General features: G+C 67.5%; 17 protein-coding genes and 1 pseudogene. 15 read left to right on the top strand and 3 right to left on the bottom strand.

What is annotated here, in order from left to right; genetic code table 11:
* The first annotated feature begins 82 nt into the window (after positions 1-82).
* The 4 genes from eat (at position 83) to ACFXMV_RS09550 (ending at position 4,407) form a co-directional block, all read left to right on the top strand.
* Positions 83-1,516, top strand: a complete 1,434-nt coding sequence (gene eat / locus ACFXMV_RS09565; RefSeq protein WP_378500710.1) for an ethanolamine permease — start codon at positions 83-85, stop codon at positions 1,514-1,516.
* Positions 1,513-2,925: an ethanolamine ammonia-lyase subunit EutB gene (locus tag ACFXMV_RS09560; protein WP_378500709.1), complete on the top strand. Its 1,413-nt coding sequence runs from the start codon at positions 1,513-1,515 to the stop codon at positions 2,923-2,925. Before eat ends, ACFXMV_RS09560 begins: the two co-directional genes overlap by 4 nt.
* Positions 2,922-3,719, top strand: coding sequence for an ethanolamine ammonia-lyase subunit EutC (gene eutC, locus ACFXMV_RS09555; protein WP_378500708.1), 798 nt, complete (start codon positions 2,922-2,924; stop codon positions 3,717-3,719). Before ACFXMV_RS09560 ends, eutC begins: the two co-directional genes overlap by 4 nt.
* A 193-nt stretch (positions 3,720-3,912) precedes the next feature.
* Entirely contained in the window at positions 3,913-4,407 is a 495-nt protein-coding gene (locus tag ACFXMV_RS09550; RefSeq protein WP_378500707.1) for a hypothetical protein, read from the top strand.
* 60 nt (positions 4,408-4,467) lie between these two features.
* Here ACFXMV_RS09550 and ACFXMV_RS09545 read toward each other — a convergent pair whose 3' ends face one another.
* A complete protein-coding gene (locus ACFXMV_RS09545; RefSeq protein ID WP_378500706.1) occupies positions 4,468-5,052 on the bottom strand; it encodes a TetR/AcrR family transcriptional regulator in 585 nt (194 codons plus the stop codon).
* A gap of 118 nt (positions 5,053-5,170) precedes the next feature.
* Here ACFXMV_RS09545 and ACFXMV_RS09540 point away from each other — a divergent pair, with 118 nt between their 5' ends.
* The 4 genes from ACFXMV_RS09540 to ACFXMV_RS09525 all read left to right on the top strand — a co-directional run bounded on the left by ACFXMV_RS09540 (position 5,171) and on the right by ACFXMV_RS09525 (position 8,645).
* Positions 5,171-5,926 (top strand): SDR family NAD(P)-dependent oxidoreductase, encoded by a 756-nt coding sequence (locus ACFXMV_RS09540; protein ID WP_378502959.1) that lies wholly within the window; start codon positions 5,171-5,173, stop codon positions 5,924-5,926.
* Between the two features lie 97 nt (positions 5,927-6,023).
* Positions 6,024-6,278, top strand: a complete 255-nt coding sequence (locus ACFXMV_RS09535) for a hypothetical protein (RefSeq protein ID WP_378502916.1) — start codon at positions 6,024-6,026, stop codon at positions 6,276-6,278.
* Positions 6,275-7,435, top strand: coding sequence for an NADH:flavin oxidoreductase (locus ACFXMV_RS09530; RefSeq protein ID WP_378501079.1), 1,161 nt, complete (start codon positions 6,275-6,277; stop codon positions 7,433-7,435). Before ACFXMV_RS09535 ends, ACFXMV_RS09530 begins: the two co-directional genes overlap by 4 nt.
* A gap of 61 nt (positions 7,436-7,496) precedes the next feature.
* Positions 7,497-8,645 carry a Rieske 2Fe-2S domain-containing protein gene (locus ACFXMV_RS09525; RefSeq protein ID WP_378501080.1) on the top strand — a complete coding sequence of 383 codons (1,149 nt, stop codon included), beginning with the start codon at positions 7,497-7,499 and terminating at the stop codon, positions 8,643-8,645.
* A gap of 64 nt (positions 8,646-8,709) precedes the next feature.
* Here ACFXMV_RS09525 and ACFXMV_RS09520 read toward each other — a convergent pair whose 3' ends face one another.
* Both ACFXMV_RS09520 and ACFXMV_RS09515 read right to left on the bottom strand, forming a co-directional pair.
* Positions 8,710-9,477, bottom strand: coding sequence for an IclR family transcriptional regulator (locus ACFXMV_RS09520; protein ID WP_378501081.1), 768 nt, complete (start codon positions 9,475-9,477; stop codon positions 8,710-8,712).
* Positions 9,478-9,700: 223 nt separating this feature from the next.
* Positions 9,701-11,182: an MFS transporter gene (locus tag ACFXMV_RS09515; RefSeq protein ID WP_378501082.1), complete on the bottom strand. Its 1,482-nt coding sequence runs from the start codon at positions 11,180-11,182 to the stop codon at positions 9,701-9,703.
* A 321-nt stretch (positions 11,183-11,503) separates the two neighbouring features.
* Between ACFXMV_RS09515 and ACFXMV_RS09510 the strand changes: the two genes are divergently transcribed.
* The 7 genes and pseudogenes from ACFXMV_RS09510 to ACFXMV_RS09480 form a co-directional block, all read left to right on the top strand.
* Complete coding sequence (locus tag ACFXMV_RS09510; protein ID WP_378502915.1) at positions 11,504-12,682, top strand: hydroxylase; 1,179 nt, start codon at positions 11,504-11,506, stop codon at positions 12,680-12,682.
* Positions 12,683-12,894: 212 nt separating this feature from the next.
* Positions 12,895-14,229: an MFS transporter gene (locus tag ACFXMV_RS09505; RefSeq protein ID WP_378501248.1), complete on the top strand. Its 1,335-nt coding sequence runs from the start codon at positions 12,895-12,897 to the stop codon at positions 14,227-14,229.
* Positions 14,230-14,393: 164 nt separating this feature from the next.
* The gene (locus ACFXMV_RS09500) at positions 14,394-16,031 is read left to right on the top strand and encodes an AMP-binding protein (RefSeq protein WP_378501247.1); all 1,638 of its coding nucleotides are present in this window, start codon (positions 14,394-14,396) and stop codon (positions 16,029-16,031) included.
* Positions 16,032-16,043: 12 nt separating this feature from the next.
* Positions 16,044-17,714, top strand: coding sequence for a sigma-54-dependent Fis family transcriptional regulator (locus tag ACFXMV_RS09495; RefSeq protein ID WP_378502914.1), 1,671 nt, complete (start codon positions 16,044-16,046; stop codon positions 17,712-17,714).
* A gap of 88 nt (positions 17,715-17,802) precedes the next feature.
* The gene (locus tag ACFXMV_RS09490) at positions 17,803-19,305 is read left to right on the top strand and encodes an aldehyde dehydrogenase family protein (RefSeq protein WP_378502913.1); all 1,503 of its coding nucleotides are present in this window, start codon (positions 17,803-17,805) and stop codon (positions 19,303-19,305) included.
* A gap of 23 nt (positions 19,306-19,328) precedes the next feature.
* Positions 19,329-20,438 (top strand): NDMA-dependent alcohol dehydrogenase, encoded by a 1,110-nt coding sequence (locus ACFXMV_RS09485; protein WP_378502061.1) that lies wholly within the window; start codon positions 19,329-19,331, stop codon positions 20,436-20,438.
* 194 nt (positions 20,439-20,632) lie between these two features.
* A pseudogene (locus tag ACFXMV_RS09480) lies at positions 20,633-21,820 on the top strand (hypothetical protein); the annotation flags it as partial.

Below are 21,820 nucleotides of genomic sequence, written 5' to 3'. Positions count from 1 at the left end.
ACATCAATCCATGACGCCGAGCGCCAACACTGTTGTGCGTTGCCGGTGTCGTGTGATCATTCACTATGAGAAGGAGGTCGCCATGGCGATCACCACCAAGAAGACCTCACACGAGGACTTTCACACCGAGGACAGTGAGTACCTCGCGAAACGGACCCTCAAATCGGGTTCCGCGGGATGGCTGCTACTGGCCGGGCTGGGTGTGAGCTACGTGATCTCCGGCGACTACGCCGGGTGGAACAACGGTCTGGCCGAGGGCGGCTTCGGCGGGCTGCTCATCGCGGGCGTCGTCATCGCCGGCATGTACCTGGCCATGGTGCTCGGCATGGCCGAGATGTCCTCCGCACTGCCCGCCGCGGGCGGCGGCTACACCTTCGCCAGGAGAGCGCTCGGTCCATGGGGCGGATTCGCCACCGGCACAGCAATTCTCATCGAGTACGCGATCGCACCCGCGGCGATCGCCACCTTCATCGGCGGCTACGTCGAGTCACTGAACCTGTTCGGGATCACCGACGGCTGGTGGGTCTACCTCGCGGTCTACGCCATCTTCATCGGTATCCACCTGACCGGCGCCGGCGAGGCGCTGAAGGCGATGTTCGTGATCACCGCGATCGCGCTGGTCGGTCTGATCGTGTTCGCGGTGTCCGCCTGGGGCCTGTTCGACGCGAGCAACCTGACCGACATCGCTGCCGACCCCGGCGCAGCGGGCAGTTCCAGCTTCCTGCCGTTCGGCTGGTTCGGCATCTGGGCCGCGGTGCCGTTCGCCATCTGGTTCTTCCTTGCGGTGGAGGGTGTTCCGCTCGCCGCGGAGGAGGCTCGCGAGCCCGAGAAGAACGTGCCCAAGGGCATCATCATCAGCATGCTGCTCCTGATCATCACCGGGGCGTCGGTGCTCTTCCTCGCGACCGGCGCGCTCGGTGCCGAGGCCCTGTCCACCTCGGGGAACCCGCTGGTGCAGGCCCTCGGCGACGGCGGGGCGGCCAAGGCCGTCAATTACATCGGCCTTGCGGGCCTGGTGGCGAGCTTCTTCTCGATCATGTACGCGTACTCCCGACAGACGTTCGCCTTGTCGCGCGCCGGATACCTGCCGACGAGGCTCTCGGTGACCAATTCCCGCAAGGCGCCGACGCTCGCGCTGATCGTGCCCGGCGTCATCGGCTTCGTCCTCTCGCTCACCGGCGAGGGTGCGATGCTGCTCAACATGGCGGTGCTGGGCGCGGCGGTGAGCTACGTGCTGATGATGGTCAGCCACATCGTGCTCCGCAAACGCGAACCCGGCATGCCGCGTCCGTACCGCACCCCGGGCGGCGTCGTCACCACGTCTTTCGCGCTGGTCATCGCGATCGCGGCGGTGATCGCCACCTTCCTGGTCGATCCGACCGCGGCGCTGTGGACCGTGCTCGCGTTCGGCGGCTTCATGGCCTACTTCGGCTTCTACAGCAGGCACCATCTGGTGGCCAACTCGCCGGATGAGGAGTTCGCGATTCTCGCGAAGGCGGAGGAGGAGCTGGAGTGACCCGGTACACCCAGACGATCGGCGGCACCACGCACACCTTCGACGGGCTCGTCGAGCTGATGGCGAAGGCGACCCCGCTGCGCAGCGGCGACGAGCTGGCCGGCTGCGCGGCCTCCTCTGATGCCGAGCGCGCGGCCGCGCAGTGGGCGCTCGCCGAGATCCCACTCGACGTGTTCTTGCACGAGCTGCTGGTGCCGTACGAGGACGACGAGGTCACCAGGCTGATCATCGACTCGCACGATCGCGTTGCGTATCAAGCGATCTCGCATCTCACCGTTGGCGGTCTCCGGGACTGGCTGCTGGCGGTGGCCGCGGGGGAGGCTCCCGCCGAGGTGCTGCGTGCCGTGGCGCCGGGACTCACGCCGGAGATGGTGGCGGCGGTCAGCAAGATCATGCGGAACCAGGACCTCATCGCGGTGGCGCGCGCGGCCGTTGTCACCGCAGCGTTCCGGACCACGGTCGGGCTGCCCGGCAGGCTGAGCACACGGTTGCAGCCCAACCACCCGACCGACGACCCGCGCGGCATCGCGGCCGCCACCCTGGACGGGCTACTGCTCGGCTGCGGCGATGCGGTGATCGGGATCAACCCGGCGACCGATTCGCCGCACGCCACCTCGGAGCTGTTGTACCTACTCGACGAGATTCGGCAGCGGTTCGAGATCCCGACGCAGTCCTGCGTGCTCTCCCACGTGACCACCACGATGGACCTGATCGAGGCGGGCGTCCCGGTGGACCTGGTCTTCCAGTCCATCGCAGGCACCGAGGGCGCCAACACGAGCTTCGGCGTCAATATCCCGCTGCTGCGGGAGGCCAACGCCGCCGGGCGCTCGCTGGGGCGCGGCACGGTCGGCACCAACGTGATGTACCTGGAGACCGGGCAGGGTTCCGCACTGAGCGCCGGAGCCCACCTCGGCACCGGCGGCAAGCCCGTCGACCAGCAGACGCTCGAGACCAGGGCCTACGCGGTGGCCCGCGACCTCGAACCGCTCCTGGTCAACACCGTGGTCGGATTCATCGGTCCGGAGTACCTGTACGACGGCAGGCAGATCATCAGGGCGGGACTCGAGGACCACTTCTGCGGCAAGCTGCTCGGCCTGCCGATGGGGGTCGACGTCTGCTACACCAACCATGCCGAGGCCGACCAGGACGACATGGACACCCTGCTGACCCTGCTCGGCGTGGCCGGGGCGGCGTTCGTGATCGCGGTGCCGGGGGCGGACGACGTGATGCTCGGGTATCAGAGCCTGAGCTTCCACGATGCGCTCTACGTGCGGCAGGTCCTCGGGCTGCGCCCGGCCCCGGAGTTCGAGGCCTGGCTGCAACGGCTCGGCATGACCGACGCCGCGGGCAGGGTGCTTCCGGTCGACGCGGCGGCATCCCCGCTGCGAGCGTTGACGGGGGCACCGTGAATCCCGAGAAGCGTGACGGCACGGTCCGGGGCGGTGCGGCGCCGCAGGACTTCTGGGCCGATCTGCGCGGGAGCACCCAGGCACGGATCGGGCTCGGACGGACCGGCGACTCGTTGCCGACCGAGCGGGTCCTCGAGCTCCGGTCCGCACACGCCGCTGCCCGTGACGCGGTGCACCTGCCGCTGGACACGGATGCGCTCGCTGCACAGGTCGAGGCCATCGGGTTGGGGCTTCCTGCCGTGGTGACGAGCCTGGCCACCAGCCGCGCCGAGTACCTCCGCAGGCCCGACCTCGGGCGGCTACCGGCGGACCTGACGACCGTGCCGCGCAGTGGTGCGGACCTGGGTTTCGTTCTCGGGGACGGCCTTTCCCCTCTGGCTCTGATGGATCATGGTGCGGCGCTGGTGTCCGCACTGGCCGAGGAGCTCTCCGATCGTTATTCCATCGCTGCGCCGGTGATCGCCACCGAGGCCAGGGTGGCGCTCGGCGATCACATCGCCGAGGCGATGGGGGTCCGGACGCTGATCGTCCTGATCGGCGAGCGTCCTGGACTGTCGGTGGCGGACAGCCTCGGGATCTATCTGACGCACCTGCCGCGACCGGGCCGCACCGACGCCGACCGGAACTGCATCTCCAACATCCACCCGCCGGAGGGACTCGGGTACGCCCAGGCCGCGAAGGTGGTGGCGGGCCTGGTGTCCGGCGCCCGAAAGCTGGGACGCTCGGGGGTCGACCTCAAGGACACCTCGCGCTCCGACGCGTTGTCCTCGGGCGAGGTCCTGGCCCTCGAGTGACCGGCGATGAGGAGCGCTTCATATGGTGTGAGGCGTGGACGAGACCAATGCCGTGTTCACCGTGGAGGTCGGCGGCTTCCTCGATGGCCTCCCATGCCTGTTGACGCCGGTGTCGGTGATCCAAAAGGATGTAGCTCGCCCCTGACCTCGGGGCGGTGACGACGCCCGGTTTCGGGCACCAAGGAGATATGCAATGGCCTTTGCAGGCAATGTCGACGAGCTGGCTCTGCTGCAGTCGGTGCGGCTGAAGGGCTCGGTCACGGCACCGGCGCTCGCTGCACAGCTCGGGGTCGCCGAGTCCTCGGCACAGGCCGCTCTCGACGCGTTGGTCGCGGCTGGTCGCGCCTCGGACTCCGGCGAGGCCGGGGTCTCGCTCACCGACGCGGGCGTGACCGAACTCGAGGATCAGCTCGACGCCGAGCGGGTGTCCATCGACGAGGACCTGTTCGCGGAGGTGGTCGAGCGGTTCGAGCCGCTGGACGCCGAGTTCGCCGATGCCGCAGCCGATGCGGGCAAGCGCGCCGACCTGGATCGTCGCGCGTCGGACGTGTTCGACGACGTGTCCGCGTACGTGCCGCGACTCGCCCGGTACCAGGAACTGCTCGCGGACGCGGTCGAGGACGGCGACGCCTACGCGGTCGTGTGGTCCGAACTGCGCACCGAGATCCTGAGCGCGGCCGGGCGGTAGGAACCGCATGCGGCGCAGCTCGCGTGGTCCCCTGCGGGGCGGTCACGCGAGCTGCGCTCGTCAGGTCCGGGCGCGGAACCCGTCGACGAAGACGGCGACCACCTCTCGGGCCATTGTCTCCGCGGGGCGTTCGCTCGACGGGTGGTACCACTGCGGGGTCATCCAGACCGCGTTGCGCAACAGCATGTGGAATACGTGCGGGTCCATGTCGTGGCGGAAGACGCCCGCCGCGATCCCGGCCGAGATGGTGTCGGTCCAGAACGCGTCCAACTCGACGGCGACGGGCCCGAGGTTGGCCTCGCGCATCTGCTCCTGCATGTAGTCGAGCTCGTTCTGCCAGATCCGGGTGGCGTGCGGGTGTGCCTCGGCGGATTCGATCGCGGTGTGGACCAACACCTCGAGCCGCGAGATCGGATCCGGGTCGTCGGCCACGGCCGCGCGAAAGCGGGCCAGTATGTCCAGCAGGTACTCCCGGATCACCTCGAAGACGATCGCTTCCTTGGCCGGGAAGTAGTGGTACAGGGTCCCCGAGTAGACACCAACCGCGTCGGCGATCTGCCGGACGGTGGTGGACGCAACGCCTTTGGCCGCAAAGACTTCCGCTGCACAGTCGAGAATCTGGCGTTTGCGTTCCTGTGGATCCATGACGTCACCCTATCGGCTTTCCACTCAGCTGATCGAGCGCTTGATCAATGACGTGACGGGGCACACACTGTCGGCTGCGGTCCGGCGCCGCCGGATCGGAACCGGTGAAGGGTGGAACATGGGCGTGTTGGACGGCAGGGTGGCATTGGTGACCGGCGCGGGGCAGGGGGTCGGTCGCGGCATATCCCGGTCGCTCGCCGACGCGGGCGCCCGCGTCGCAGTGGCGGGTCGAACGCTTGGCAAGGTCGAGGACACGGCGGCCCAGATCAGGGCAAGCGGCGGGGACGCGCATGCGTTCGCCTGTGACGTCATGGACCCGGACCAGCTCGAGCGCCTGGTCCCGGACGTCGTCGAGCGGTTCGGTGGGCTGTCGATCCTGGTCAACAACGCGCAGACCACCGTGCACGGACATCTGCTCGACCTGTCCGAGGACGTGTACCGCGACGGGATGGATTCGGGGCCGCTGGCGACGCTGCGCCTGATGCGGGCCTGCCATCCCCATCTCAAGGGGCACGGGTCGATCGTCAATCTCGGATCCGCGGCCGGGGTGCGCTGGGACCCCTCCGGGTACGGGGGATACGCGGCCGCGAAGGAGGCCATCCGGGTGCTGACCCGGACGGCGGCGTGCGAGTGGGGCGTGGACGGGATTCGGGTCAATGCGATCCTGCCGCTGGCCTCGTCGCCTGCGCTCGACGACTGGGCCGCCGAGCGCCCGCAGGAGGCTGAGGAGTACCTGCGCACCGTCCCGCTCGGGCGCCTCGGAGACCCGGAGACGGACATCGGCCCGGCGGTCGTATTCCTGTGCGGCCCGGCCGCCCGATACATCACGGGCCATTCGCTGCCGGTGGACGGCGGTCAGGCGTTGATGCGCTGATCCGCCGAAAAGGTTACAGCTGGGCGGAATTTCGATCTCGGCCATGCACCGGACCTTCCTAGGCTCGGCCGGAGATCACGACCGGAAGGAGCGCACCATGCAGCAACTCGACTGTGAAGCATGCGAAAACCGAGTACTCGTCGAGAAGTACAGCCAGAGCCACACCAGCATCCAGTGGCTGGATGATCCCGAGAGTCGATGCCCGGAGTTCCGGGCACGCGCTGAGCGGGGCGAGCACAGCATGTTCGTCACCTCGTGCGGGGCATTGCAGGCCTCGGTCTGGCAGGCGGTTCACGAGGGGCGACTGAGTCAAGCCCACCGCTCCACGCCCGTTCCCGGGCGGCTCGGATGACCCCCGATGTGCTCGGACCGGCGCGCCTGGGGCCGGTCCGGCTGCGCAACCGGGTGATCAAGGCCGCGACCGCCGAGGGGAAGACGCCCGACGGAGTCGTCACCGACGAGCTCATCGCCTTCCATAGGTCGTTGGCCGAGGGTGGCGTCGGGGTCAGCACGCTGGCCGGTTGCGCTGTCGCGACGGACGGGGTGACCGCGGCGGGCCAGATCGTCGTGCGCCCGGAAGTGGTACCGGGGTTGCGGAGGCTGACGGACGCGATCCATGACGGCGGCGCGGCGGCAGCGGTGCAGCTGAATCACGCCGGTCCGGTCGGCGACGTGCGGGCCATCGGGGGGCCCGCGGTGGCCCCGGGCAAGCTGTTCAGCCTCATCAGCCTGCGCAACAGTCGGCCCGCGACCGAGGACGACATCGAGCGGGTCACACAGGGTTTCGTGGACTCCGCGCTGCTGTCGGTGGAGGCGGGCTTCGACGTGGTCGAGTTGCACATGGGCCACAACTACTTCATCAGCTCATTCCTCAGCCCGAAGTTGAACAAGCGGACCGACCGTCGCGGGGGATCGCTGGGGAACCGCGCGAGCATCGCGCGCGAGATCGCGCGTCGGGTTCGTGACGCGGTGCAGGATCGGGCGGCCGTGATCGCCAAGCTGAGTATGGACGACGGTGTGCCGGGCGGGACCTGGCTCGACGAGTCGCTGCAGACCGCGCGGTGGCTCAGCGAGGACGGCGCCCTCGACGCGATCGAGCTGACCGTCGGCAGTTCCCTCTACAACCCGATGTACCTGTTCAAGGGCGACACACCGATTGCGGAGTTCGCCGCGGTGATGCCGCAACCGGTGAAGCTCGGGGTGCAGATGTTCGGGAAGCTGGCGCTCAAGGAATACCCGTACCGCGACCTCTTCCTGCTCGAACAGGCGAGGCAGTTTCTGTCGGTGGTGAAGACGCCGCTGATCCTGCTCGGCGGGGTGACCGACCCGGCAGGCATGGACACCGCGATGGACGCGGGGTTCGAATTCGTCGCAATCGGACGCGCGCTGCTGCGCGAACCGGACCTGATCAACCGGATCGCCGCCGACGCAGGCAAGCGCTCGCTCTGCATCCACTGCAACAAATGCATGCCGACCATCTACACCGGCACCCGGTGCGTCTTGGCCTGAGTGCGACGTGAATCCGGGCATTCCGGATTCTCGAACCGAACCGAACCGAACTGGAGGAATCATGACCGTGGGCACGAATACCGAACCCGAAGTGCGGACCATCGAGACGGGCAGCAACCCGACGCGCTACGCGCGTGGCTGGCATTGCCTCGGCCTTGCGACGTCGTTTCGTGACGGCAAGCCGCACCAGGTGCAGATCTTCGGCACGGACCTGGTGGTGTTCGAGGACACCAAGGGCACGCTGAACATCCTCGATGCGTTCTGCCGGCACATGGGCGGAAACCTTGCCATGGGCGAGATCAAGGGCGATTCGATTGCGTGCCCGTTCCACGACTGGCGCTGGGGCGGCAACGGCAAGTGCACCGGCATCCCCTACGCCCGACGCGTGCCCCCGCTCGCGCGCACCAGGTCGTGGATCTCGATGGAGCGCAACGGTCTGCTGTTCGTCTGGAACGACCCGCAGGGCAACCCTCCGCCACCGGAGGTCACCGTCCCGGAGATCGAGGGCTTCGGCACCGACCAGTGGAGCGACTGGACCTGGAACACCTACCTGGTGGAGGGTTCGAACTGTCGCGAGATCGTCGACAACGTCGTCGATATGGCGCACTTCTTCTATGTGCACTTCCAGATGCCGGAGTACTTCAAGAACGTCTTCGAGGGGCACGTCGCGGCGCAGCACATGCGCTCGTCTGGCCGCGACGACATCCAGACCGGGGTGCAGCTCGACATGCCGGACGCCCAAACCGTGTCCGACGCGTTCTATTACGGTCCGTCCTTCATGCTCGACACCGTGTACACGGTCGCGGGTGACACCAAGGTCGAGGTCAAGCTGGTCAACTGCCATTACCCGATCACCCAGAACTCCTTCCTGCTGCAGTACGGCACGATCGTGAAACGGGTGGAGGGGCTCTCGGACGAGCAGGCCTCGGAGATGGCGACGATGTTCACCGAAGGTGTCGAGACCCAGTTCCTGCAGGACGTCGAGATCTGGAAGCACAAGTCCCGGATCGAGAACCCGTTGCTGACGGAGGAGGACGGCCCGGTGTACCAGCTCCGTCGGTGGTACAACCAGTTCTACGTAGACGTCGAGGAGGTCACGTCGGACATGACCAAGCGCTTCGAGTTCGAGGTCGACACCACCCGTGCCCTGGAGAACTGGGCCGTTGAAGTGAAGGCGAACGTCGCCCAGCTGGCCGACAGCTCGAAGTAGCCGGAACCGTTCACGAAACAGGCTGTGCCCCCTACATATTCATGTAGGGGGCACAGTGGTCGTGTCAGGCGGGGATGTCGCGGGGCGGTCGCTGCTCGGCGATGTGCCGCCAGGTCGCGAGGGCGGCCATCCTGACCGGCGCCACCAATGCGGCGGTATTGATCTTGTCGGTCGGCCCGCAGACCGAGATCGCGCCGACCGTCGTGCGCCCGTTGCCGATGGCCGCAGCCACGCAGGAGGCGCCGACGACCGCCTCATCGCGGTCCTGAGCCACGCTGCGCTCGCGGATCCGGGCGAACTCGCGTCGCAGCTGCTCCGGATCCGAGATGCTATGTGGGGTGGCTTGATTGGGTGCCTCGGCAGCCAACTCCTCGGGATCGGCCCCGATGCCGGCCAGTATTGCCTTTCCGACCGCGGTGAACGCCGCCGGCTGCCTGGCGCCCACCCGGGACGGCAGTGACATGGCAAACCGGCTACCGATCCGCTCGAGGTAGAGCACCTCCGATCCGGTGAGGACGCCGAGGTGGACGACCAGGCCGGTGGTCGCGTGCAGCTGGTGCATGATCGGAAGCGCCGCCCGGTGCACGCTGTCGTGATGCAGGGCGAGCGAACCGAGTTCGAACATCTTCATGCCGAGCTCGTAGGCCTGTCCGCGTCGCCGGACCCATTGCAGTCGCACGAGCTGGACGAGCATCCGATGGGTGGACGAGCGTGGGAAGCCGGTGCGCCGCGACAGCTCCGACAGGGTGAGGCGCTCGGAGTCGCTGAAGGCTTCTAGCAGGATCGAGACGCGGTCCATCACCGCGACCGGAGAATTTTCATCGCCCGACATTTTCTTGTCCTCCAGAGGTCCGAGTCGATGCAGGGGGATTGCCCCTGAACATTCATTGAGCAAGCGATCAATCAAGTGTTCGGCGACTATATCAGCGATGGTGACGGCGGTCACGTTGTGGCGCCGGCCGCGCCATCGCCCCAGGTCGGATGGTGTGTGCGGCTGAACGCGAGAACGCCAGGCCGCGAACCTCGCAGCCTGGCGTCCTCTCGTGCGGCTCGGATCAGGCGTTGGCCGCCACGGCAGGCACGGTCGGCGCGTGCCCGTCGGCGGTGGCTCGAGTTCGCTGTCGGAGCAGGCCGGCGACGACGAGGATCGCCAGCGCCGAGCCGGCCGCAGCGATGAGGAACGACAGCGATATGCCGCCGCCCGTGTAGAAGGCGTAACCGTCGACGACGGTGGCGACGTAGGAATTGAGGATTGCGAACGCCGCTACGGGGAAGATCGAAGCGATGAGGGTCTGTGAGGTCTGGACCATGCTCGACATCGACGCCTGCACGGTGGCCGGGACCGACGCGATGACCAGGTTGGGAATCGAGGCAGTGAAGGCACCCATGCCCAGCCCGAAAAGGAGCACCCAGACGACCAGCAGCGCCTTGTCGGTGTGGGAGAACGCGGTGAGCGCGGAGCCGGCGAGCATCAGGCCCATGCCGACCAACATCGTGGCCGATGGGCGGATCGTACGGATCGCGCGGCCGACGCCGAGTCCGCCGATGACGCTGCCGAGGCCGATCGGGGCCTGCAGGATCGCGAATTGCTTTGCGTCGACGCCGAATCCATATCCGAGCGCGAGCGCGGTGGGCGTCATGCACATGATCGGCAGCATGATGGTGTACAGCGACATCGTGCCGTAGCCGAGTCCCGCCCCCAGGCAGATGCGGAACATCGGCCCGCGGCGGAAGAAGCGCAGGTCGATGAGGGGTTCCTTGGCGCGCAGGCTCGTCGTGACCCACGCCGTGAGGAGCGCGACACCGCCGATGAGGTAGCCCAGCGTGCTGGTTTCACCCCATCCCCAGGTGGGGCCGAAGCTCACGCCGATGAGCACCGAGGCGAGACCGCCGCCGAGCAGGATCGCGCCGAGCACGTCGACCCGGGCGGGAGTGCGCACCGGGGATTCGGGCGTGGTGGCGACGATGATGGGGATCATGGCGACGAGAACGATCGCGAAGAACCAGAAGATCGCCCGGAACGACCAGGTGTCGAGGAGCCATCCTGTCAGGAATGGTGCAGGTACGGACATCAATCCCATGCCTGCCGCCGTGATGGAAACCGACAGCCCCAGGGTCGACGGCGGAAAGACGTCGCGCATCAGCGAGTAGGCGAGGAACATGCACGCGATGAGGCAGCCGAAGAGCGCGCGCCCGACGAGGAACAGCGCAAAGCTGGGGGCGGCCGCCGAGAGCACCGCGCCGGCGATGCCCAATCCGAGAGAGATGAGGAACAATTTGCGCTTGCCGTAGATGTCGGCAAGTTTGCCTGCCAACGGGCACGCGATCGCGGCCACCAGCAGCCATGTGGACATCACCCAGGCGAGTTGATCGGTCTGGAAGTGCTCGCCGATCGGCTTGAACGCTGTCGTGACCAGGTAGAAGCTGATCGACATGGTCTCGAGTACCAGCGCCATCGAGATCAACGACATGACCAGCCTGGGTGACCATCCGCCGTCGCCGGCCTCCGTGGCATCGGCCTGTGTGTGCAGTGACATCTGTGTGCCTCTCCAGTGCGTCATGGATGGGGTGGAATGTGACGCTCATTACAGGCCGCTCTGGAGTCGTGCCGTATGTGCGGTCCAGCTCACCGGAACACGGAATTCCAGGACTCGTCCGAGGCACGAGATGGGCCGAAATAAAAAGCGGCCCACCCTGATTCGCCGCTTTCGAGGTGGACCTTGCCGTGCGTGATTTCCGCTGATCGGAACGGCGCTGTCCCGCCGGGTCGGCGTTGACTACCGTTCGCCAGTACCGGCGACCACGGCGTTGCAATTCCACGTTCGACAACGGTTTCAGTACACGAATGTGAGGAATCAATGGGACAGGTACTCGACCACATCATGGAGCACGCGGAGGAGATCCGCGCTCAGGGCCCCGAGGGCGACCAGCTCATGCGGCTGCCTGACACCACGGCCAAGACTCTGCGCGAGTCGGGCGTGATCCGGATGCTGCAGCCCAAGGAGTACGGCGGGCTCGAGGCGCACCCCAGGGAGTTCGCCGAGACGACCATGGCCATCGGCGCGTTGGACGGCGCCGCCGGCTGGGTCGCAGGCATCGTCGGCGTGCACCCGTGGGAACTGGCGTTCTTCGACAAGAAGGCCCAGGACGAGATCTGGGGCGAGGACAACGACATGTGGATGGCGTCGCCCTACGCGCCGATGGGCGTGGCGACGCCGGTGGATGGCGGCTACATCCTCAACGGTCGCTGGTCGTTTTCCTCGGGCACCGACCACTGCGGCTGGATCATGATCGGCGCCGCGCTGGGGGACAGGGAGGGCAACGCGCTCACCCCGCCGCAGGTCCTGCACGTGCTGCTACCGCGGTCGGACTACGAGATCGATCCGGAATCGTGGAATGTCGTCGGGCTGCGCGGCACGGGGTCGAAGGACCTGATCATCTCTGGCGCGTTCATCCCGACCTACCGCACCATCGACGCGGACATCGTGCTCGGCGGTAACGCGTGGCAGCACGCCGGGCGCACGGAAACGCTGTACAAGTTCCCGTTCTCGTGCATCTTCCCGCTCGGCATCACCTCCTCCCTGATCGGCATGGCGGAGGGTGCGCTGGCCTGCCATATCGCCGCCCAGAAGGAGCGGGTCGCGGTCACTGGCATCCCGATCAAGGAAGACCCCTACGTCTTGTATGCGATCGGTGAGGCGGCCGCGGAGATCGCGGCTTCGCGCACCGGTCTGCTGGAGACCGTGGACCGGTTCTGGGACAAGACCGAACGCGGCGAAGAGGTTTCGTTCGAGGAGCGGGCCATCGGCCGGCGCACCCAGACCGCGGCGGCCTGGCGGGCGGTGCGGGCGGTGGACGAGATCTTCGCCCGCTCCGGTGGCGGCGCCATGCACTTGAAGACCCCGATGCAGCGGTTCTGGCGGGACGCGCACGTCGGACTGTCCCACGCGATCCACGTGCCGGGTTCGATCTTCCACGCCTCGGCGCTGACGCAGCTCGGCGGCGAGCCGCAGGGCGTCCACCGCTCGATGATCTAAGGGGTGACCGACTTGTCCACGTCCGTCCGTATCGCGGCGCTGCTCGGCGTGGTGCTCGCGATCGCAATCCCGAAGGACTGAGGCCGGGTGGGGTGAGCCAGGTCACCCCACCCCCCTTTCGGGGGTGGTTGTCACGTGAGCCACGTCACTACCTTTTCCCGCAGTCAGTGGTGCCCGACCGGGCGTCACCCTTGGCTCGAGAAGAGGAACACATGACGACAGTGTCGCCAGTAGAAGGAAAGGTGACCGCCGCGCCGCCGGGCACCAGCGTGCGCCGGGTGGCCATTGCGAGTTGCATCGGCACCACCATCGAGTTCTACGACTTCTTCATCTACGGGACAGCCGCCGCGCTGGTGTTCCCGAAGGTGTTCTTCCCGGCGTTGGGATCGACAGCCGGGACCGTCGCCTCGTTCGCGACCTTTGCGGTCGCGTTCATCGCGCGGCCGGTCGGCGCGATGCTCTTCGGTCACTACGGTGACCGGATCGGCCGCAAGAAGACCCTGATCTCCACACTGCTCCTGATGGGCATCTCGACGCTGCTCATCGGCCTGCTGCCGAGCGCCTCCACGATCGGCGTCGCGGCCCCGATCATCCTCGTGTTGCTCCGCTTCGGGCAGGGCTTCGCGGTCGGCGGCGAATGGGCGGGCGCGACGTTGTTGACGGCCGAGTACGCGCCACCGGGCAAACGCGGCCTGTACGCGATGTTCCCGCAGCTGGGCCCGGCCATCGCCTTCATTCTCTCCAGCAGCACCTTCCTGATCACCGGCTCCGTGCTCGGCGACTCGAACGAAACCTTCCTCAACTGGGGCTGGCGCGTTCCGTTCCTGTTCTCCATCGTCCTGGTCGGCATCGGCCTGTACATGCGCCTCGCCATCGAAGAGACCCCGGTGTTCCGCGCCAACCAGGCGCAGCGCGCACTCGACGGGCCGGACGCCGAGCCCCGCACCCTGCCGTTCCTCGACGCCTGGCGCTACCAGCGCAAGGAGATCCTGCTCTCCGCGGGCGCCCTGGCCACGCTGTTCGCCTTCTTCTACCTGGGCACCGCCTTCCTCACCAGCTACGGGACCAAGACGCTCGGCTTCAGCCGGCCGTTCGTGCTGATGGTCGGTATCGCGTCCGCCGTCGTCTTCGGCATCGCGATCATCGTCTCCGCGCTCTACTCCGACCGGATCGGCCGCCGCAAGGTCATCATGGCGTCCTGCGTCGCCGCGCTGGTCTGGGCGCTGGCGCTGTTCCCGATCCTCGACACCGGATCGCCGACCGCGTTCGTGATCGGCATGTTCGGCACGCTCGCCATCTTCGGTATCGCCTACGGCCCCTGTGGCGCGCTGCTGCCGGAGATGTTCCAGACCCGGTACCGCTACACCGGTGCGGGCCTGGGCTACAACCTCGCCGGTGTCCTCGGTGGTGCGATCCCGCCGCTGATCGCCGCGCCGCTGGCGTCCTCGTACGGCAGCTTCGCGATCGGCATCATGCTGGCCGGACTCTCGGTGCTGAGCTTCTTCTGCACCAAGGCCCTGGTCGAGACCAAGGACCACGCGCTCTAGGTGAAGGTCCCCGTTGGCGGGGTGTCCGGACCTTGGACAGTTACGGCCGCCCCGCACGACGGATTATGTCGTAGGTCACACCCGCACGAGTAAGTTCGACCATGGGAGGGCTCGCCACGGCGGGTCCTCCCCGGGGCGCTCACCGGCGCCCGGGAGAGGAACACATGAGCACCGCCCTGCCCAGCTACGCGTCGGGCGTCTGGGATGCGCCGATGTTGGGCGACACCATCGGCGACAACTTCGACCGGACGGTCGCGGCCCACGGCGGCCGCGACGCCCTCGTGGACCGGCCTTCGGGCAGACGGTGGACCTACGCCGAGCTGGCCGTCGACGTGAACGGCATCGCCGCGGGCCTGCTGCAGCGCGGGATCGGACTGGGCGACCGGGTGGGCATCTGGGCGCCGAACTGCCCGGAGTGGACGCTGATCCAGTTCGCGACCGCGAAGATCGGCGCGATCCTGGTGAACATCAACCCCGCCTACCGCTCACACGAACTGCAGTACGTGCTCGATCAGGCGGGTATCAAGCTGCTGGTCGCCGCGCCCAGTTTCAAGAGCTCCGACTACGCGGCGATGATCGAGACGGTCCGCCCGCAGTGCGGCGACCTGGAGACGGTGGTCCTGCTCGGCAGTGCGGACTGGCAGGCGCTGGTCGCCGACGGAATCGCCGCCCAGTCGGCCGACCCGACGTCGGTGGCCAAGGCCCAGTCCGCGCTCTCCGCGGACGACCCGATCAACATCCAGTACACCTCGGGCACAACGGGATTCCCGAAGGGTGCGACGCTCAGCCACCACAACATCCTCAACAACGGCTACTTCGTCGGCGAGCTGTGCCACTACACCGAGGCGGACCGGGTGTGCATCCCGGTGCCGTTCTATCACTGCTTCGGCATGGTGATGGGCAACCTCGCGTGCACCAGTCACGGTGCCGCCATGGTGATCCCGGGTCCCGCGTTCGATCCGAAGGCCACCCTCGAGGCCGTGCAGGCGGAACGGTGCACCTCGCTGTACGGGGTGCCGACGATGTTCATCGCCGAGCTCGCCGACCCGGACTTCGCCAGCTACGACCTGTCCAGCCTGCGCACCGGCATCATGGCAGGCTCGCCCTGCCCGGTCGAGGTGATGAAGCAGGTGATCGAGCAGATGGGGATGACGGAGGTGTCCATCTGCTACGGCATGACCGAGACGTCGCCGGTGTCCCTGCAGACCCGCTCCGACGACACGATCGACCAGCGGGTGTCCACCGTCGGACGGGTGGGTCCGCACCTGGAGGTGAAGATCGTCGACCCGGGGACGGGACTGACGCTGCCCCGCGGGGAGGCGGGCGAACTGTGCACCCGCGGGTACTCGGTGATGCTCGGCTACTGGGAGAACCCGGAGAAGACCGCCGAGGCGATCGACACGGCGCGGTGGATGCACACCGGCGACATCGGCGTGATGGACGCCGACGGGTACGTCGCGATCACGGGCCGGATCAAGGACATGGTGATCCGCGGCGGCGAGAACATCTATCCCCGCGAGATCGAGGAGTTCCTCTTCACCCACCCGGATGTCCTGGACGCGCAGGTGATCGGCGTGCCGGACGCGAAATACGGTGAGGAGCTGATGGTGTGGATCCGGATGCGTGAGGGCGCGCCGCAGCTCGATGCCGATTCGGTGCGGGCCTTCTGCACGGGAAAGCTGGCGCACTACAAGATCCCGCGGTATGTGCACGTGGTGGACGAGTTCCCGATGACGGTGACGGGCAAGGTGCGCAAGATCGAGATGCGCGAGCAGTCGCTCGAACTGATCGGGCAGGGATAGGCGGGCCGGCCGATGACCCCCCGCGGGGAGAGTGGCCGGCAGGCGGTTCGGCCCGAGATCGCGCTGTCCTGGAAGCGATCCGCGTTGAGCGGCGTCGGCCCTGGCGACGGATTCGACGCCGATCCGGCGACGGACCTGGACCTGAGCAGCCGGCTGCTGCGGGCGGCGCGCCCGATCCTCGACGAGGTCGCCATCCAGATCGCGGGCACCGGGTTGTGCCTCCTGCTGGCCGACCGCGACTGCCGCATCGTGGCGCGGGTGTTCGACAACGTTCAGGTCGAGCGGCACATGGAGAAGCTCGGGGCGGTGATCGGCTCACGATTCGGCGAGGACACCGCGGGCACCAACGCGATCGGTACCCCGGTCGAGGTGCGGCGCGGAATCGTCATCAACGGCGAGGAACACTATCTGGAGCGCTTCAAGGGGTTGAGCTGTTACGGACATCCGATTCTCCATCCGGTGACGCATCGGGTGGAGGGGATCCTCGACATGACCTGTCTTGCCCCGCAAGCGAACTTCCTGTTCGCGCCATTCCTGCAGCGCGCCGCGGCAGACATCGAGCGGCGACTGCTCGAGGGTTCGAGGGCGTCCGAGCAACGGCTCGTCGACGCCTTCCAGCGGGTCTCCCCGCAGCGCCATGTGGCCGTGGCCGCGATCGGCGAGGACATCCTGCTCAGCAACCGGACCGCGCTCGATCTCCTCGACGTGGCCGATCACGCCGCGCTGCGCGGGCTCGCCGCGGACCTGCTGCCGGACCAGTCGCGCACGGTGAGCCTGGAGTTGGCGTCTGGGCACCTGGCGACGGTGCAGGCCGACCGGATCGCCGGAACCAACGGCGGCACGCTGTTTCTGGTCGAGCAGGTGCACCGGACGAATGTGCCGATCCGGCGGCGCGCCGCCGGATTCGGCACCGGCGCGGACCGGGCGCGCGCCGAGCTGCGACGGGTACGCGGCAACACCGACTCCGTCGCGATCGTCGGCGAACCCGGTTCCGGCCGGACCACCGCCGTTCGCGATCTCGCAGGCGCCGAGCCCGTGCACTGGATGGATGCCGCCCGGATACCGGTCGTCGGGCTCGAACGGTGGTTGTCGGCGCTGCTCGAGAAGGCCGCGTCGTCGGGCGGCTCGCTGGTTATCGAACACGCTCAGCTGCTGCCGGGAACGGCGCTACCGCTCGTCACCGACCTTCTGGTCGCCGACTCCGGGCCTCGAATAGTGCTGACCAGCAGCCCGTTCGAGGAACTGCCCGCGCCCATCGCCGCGATGATCGCGCGCTGCCCCGAACGCGTCACGGTGCCGCCGCTGCGTCAGCGGCTCGGAGAACTGCCCGAGATCGCCCAGTCGATGCTCGACGGGATCGAGCCGGGGCTGAGCCTGACCTCGAGCGCGCTCGAGGCGCTGGTGGCGGGGGAGTGGCCGGGCAATCTCACCGAGCTGCGGGTGGTGCTGGCCCGCGCCGCGCGGGAGCGCTCGAGCACCAGGCTCGGGCTTGCCGATCTGCCCGACGCCTACCGGACCAGCTCGCGAATCTCGCGCCTCGCCGGCCGCGAGCGCGCGGAGCGGCAGGCGATCGTCGAGGCACTTCAGGAATGCGGCGGCAACAAGGTGCACGCCGCCGCGAAGCTCGGAATCAGCCGCAGCACACTGTATTCGCGGATCCGAGCGCTGGACATCACGCTCTGACCGCTGTCCGGAAGTCGCACAGTTAGCCGTGCCGGAACCGGCGGAGTATGGCGTGCATCACATACCAATACTCTCGCAGGAGGATCCGATGACGGCGATCGCCGATTTCCCGCTCAAGTCCGAGGTTCAGGGATTCTTGACAGGTGGTCCGAAGAAGCTGCTGATCGGTGGGGAATGGACCCCGGCAGCCTCGGGTCGCACCTTCCCGACCTACGACCCCGCGACGGGGAACGCGCTGACCGAGGTCGCGCACGGTCAGGCGGAGGATGTGGACCGGGCGGTTCGCGCGGCGCGGGCGGCGTTCGACGACGGGCCGTGGCCGGGCATGAAGCCGAACGAGCGTGAGCGGCTGCTCTGGCGGGTCGGGGACATCCTCAGCGAGCGGGCCGAGGAGTTCGGGCAGCTCGAGGCCCTCGACAACGGCAAGTCCGCTGGGATCGCCTCGGCGGTCGACGTGGCGTGGGCCGCGGACGTTTTCCGCTACTACGCCGGTTGGGCAACCAAGATCGAGGGCAGCACGGTCAACGTGTCGATGCCCTTCGCGCCAGGCGCTCAGTTCCACGCCTACACCCTGCGCGAGCCGGTTGGCGTGTGCGGGCTGATCGTGCCGTGGAACTTCCCGCTGCTGATGGCCTCGTGGAAGCTGGCCCCCGCGCTGGCCGCGGGCAACACCGTCATCCTCAAGCCCGCCGAGCAGACGCCGCTGACGGCACTGCTGCTCGGTGAGGTGTTCCAGGAGGCCGGCTTCCCGCCCGGTGTCGTGAACATCATCAGCGGCTTCGGCGACGCGGGCGCGGCCCTGTCCGCGCACGACGACGTCGACAAGATCGCGTTCACCGGGTCCACCGAGGTTGGCAAGAAGATCGTCGACGCCGCGAAGGGCAACCTGAAGAAGGTCTCGCTCGAGCTCGGGGGCAAGAGCCCGAACATCGTCTTCGCCGACGCGGACTTCGATGCGGCGGTGGAGGGCTCGCTCAATGCGTGGCTGTTCAACCACGGTCAGTGCTGCGTCGCAGGCACCCGGCTGTTCGTGGAGGACAAGATCTTTGACGAGTTCACCCAGGCCGTCGCCGACGCGGCAAGCCAGGTGAAGATCGGCCCCGGGTTGGATCCCGCCACCCAGCTCGGTCCGCTGGTCTCGCAGGAGCAGTTCGACAAGGTGACCGGCTACCTCGCTGCGGGACTCGCGGACGGCGCCCGCGCGCTCACCGGTGGAAAGCGCTGGGGCGAGAGCGGCTACTTCGTCGAGCCGACGGTCTTCGTGGACGTCAAGCCGGAGTTCAGCATCGTCCGGGAGGAGATCTTCGGGCCGGTGGTCGCGGCGCTGCCGTTCAACGCCGACGCCGGCGTCGCCGCGGCCGCGAACGACTCGATCTACGGCCTCGCCGCGGGTATCTGGACCAAGGACATCTCCAAGGCGCACCGCACCGCGCGGCAGATCAAGGCCGGCTCCGTGTGGATCAACCAGTACAACGGCTTCGACACCGCGATGCCCTTCGGCGGCTACAAGCAGTCGGGCTGGGGTCGCGAGTTGGGCGCGGCCGGCCTCGACGCCTACACCATCACCAAGTCCGTCAACATCGCGCTCTGACAACGATTTTCGAGGAGAGAAACATGAAGACAACCGCAGCCGTACTGCTGGAGCCCGGAAAGCCGTTCGAGGTGATGGAACTCGATCTGGACGGCCCCGGCCCCGGCGAGGTGCTGATCAAGTACACCGCCGCCGGCCTGTGCCACTCGGATCTGCATCTGACCGACGGTGACCTGCCGCCGCGCTATCCGATCGTCGGCGGGCACGAAGGGTCCGGCATCATCGAGGAGGTCGGGCCGGGAGTCACGAAGGTCCAGCCAGGCGACCATGTGGTCTGTAGTTTCATCCCGAACTGTGGCACCTGCCGTTACTGCTCGACCGGCAGGCAGAACCTCTGCGACATGGGCGCGACCATCCTGGAGGGGTCGATGCCGGACGGCAGCTTCCGGTTTCATTCCAAGGGAACCGATTTCGGTGCGATGTGCATGCTCGGCACCTTCTCGGAGCGGGCGACCATCTCGCAGCACTCGGTGGTCAAGGTGGACGACTGGCTGCCGCTCGAGACCGCGGTGCTGGTCGGCTGCGGGGTTCCCTCCGGGTGGGGAACCGCGGTCAACGCGGGCAACCTGCGCGCGGGTGACACCGCCGTCATCTACGGCATCGGCGGCCTGGGCATCAACGCCGTCCAGGGCGCGGTCAGCGCAGGCTGCAAGTACGTGGTCGTGGTCGATCCCGTTGCGCTCAAGCGTGAGACCGCACTGAAGTTCGGCGCCACCCATGCGTTCGCGGACGCGGCGAGCGCCGCGGAGAAGGTCAGCGAACTGACCTGGGGTCAGGGAGCCGACGCGGCGCTGATCCTGGTCGGCACCGTGGACGAGGAGGTCGTCTCGGCGGCGACTGCGGTGATCGGCAAGGGCGGCACCGTCGTGATCACCGGGCTGGCCGACCCGGCGAAGCTCACGGTGCACGTGTCCGGGTGCGATCTGACGCTGAACCAGAAGACCATCAAGGGCACGCTGTTCGGGTCGATGAATCCGCAGTACGACATCGTCAAGTTGCTCAGGCTCTACGACGCGGGTCAGCTCAAGCTCGATGAACTAGTCACCACGCAGTACCGCCTCGAGGACGTCAACCAGGGTTACGAGGACCTGCGGAACGGGAAGAACATCCGCGGGGTGATCCTGCACCAGTGACCGGCTGGCATTTTCGGTGACCCGGGCACTGGCCCTCACACATCGTGGGGGCCAGTGCCCACCCTGCGTGGCTACTCGACCACCCCTGGTGAGGACGATTTCGCACTCCATTTCACGTCAGGCTTGACGGCATCCAGCGCGAGGCCTCCGCACGTTGCGGACACCGTGCCCACACCGATATGAGAGCCGTCGAAATGAAGTCTCGGGAACAGAAGTATGCGGATGCCAAGCGTGAGCTCGCGGAAGCCGAGCGGAAAGAAGCCCTGGCGCACGAGCAAGAGCGCGAGGCGCACGCCGCCTGGCGCGAGGCCCGGCAACGGCGCATCGACCACGAATCCTCCTGGCGTACGAATGGCGACTCCCTCGAAGAGCATCGGGAGGAATCCGAGCGGCTCTGGGCGGAGGACGAGCGTCTCTATAAGGAGTGGCAGCGTCGTTCCAGGGAGTACGAGACACGGATGGAGATCACGCGGCGGCTGCGGGACAAGGTGAATTCACTGTTTCCGCAGCCGCCGGTCATCATCACACCGCCCACTCCTGCTGACCGCTGGAAGAACCTCGCCGGAAAACTGGCGATGGCCGTCGCCCTGGCCGTGGCGATCGCCCTCGGGGGGATCCTTGCGCAGCTCAAGTCCGACGATCCCGAGCCCGTTGCCTCCGGATATCGGAATTGCTATGAGGCCGTGGGGGATTGCGATTTCGACGACGCCTCAGCCGATGGCAAGGGGAAGTGCTGGGACACGCCCAAGGGTCGAGCGTGCGAGGCCGAGGGTCGGACGGTCGTGCCGATTGAAACCGACGATGATCAGAATCGCGATCGTCCGGCGGAAAAGCGTGAGCCGGCACCGGCGAATCCTGCCGCGAAGCCAGTGGAGAAGCCTGCCGCGAAGCCAGTGGAGAAGCCTGTCGCGAAGCCGGTGGAGAAGCCTGTCGCGAAGCCGGTGGAGAAGCCTGTCGCGAAGCCGGTGGAGAAGCCTGTCGCGAAGCCGGCGGAGAAGCCTGCCGCGAAGCCAGTGGAGGAACAGGCCAAGACGGCTCCGAAGCGCGATCCGGAACCGGCCAAACCTGTGGACAAGGAAAAGCCTGCGGACGACGGCAAGGGCAAGGACGAGCGCAAGCCTGCGGACGAGGGCAAGGACAAGGACAAGGACAAGCCTGCGGACGAGGGCAAGGACAAGGACAAGCCTGCGGACGACGGCAAGGGCAAGGACGAGCGCAAGTCTGCGGACGAGGGCAAGGGCAAGGAGGAGCGCAGGCCTGCGGACGAGGGCAAGGACAAGGACAAGCCTGCGGACGAGGGCAAGGACAAGGGCGCTGGCGCGGCCAACGGTGCGAACGAGCAGGCCGCTGCAGCCGCTGCTGAGGCTGCGGCGAACGAGCGG

This window comes from Rhodococcus sp. NPDC059179, assembly GCF_042754885.1.
Lineage (GTDB): Bacteria > Actinomycetota > Actinomycetes > Mycobacteriales > Mycobacteriaceae > Rhodococcus_G.
This window is presented reverse-complemented; position numbering and strand designations above follow the sequence as displayed.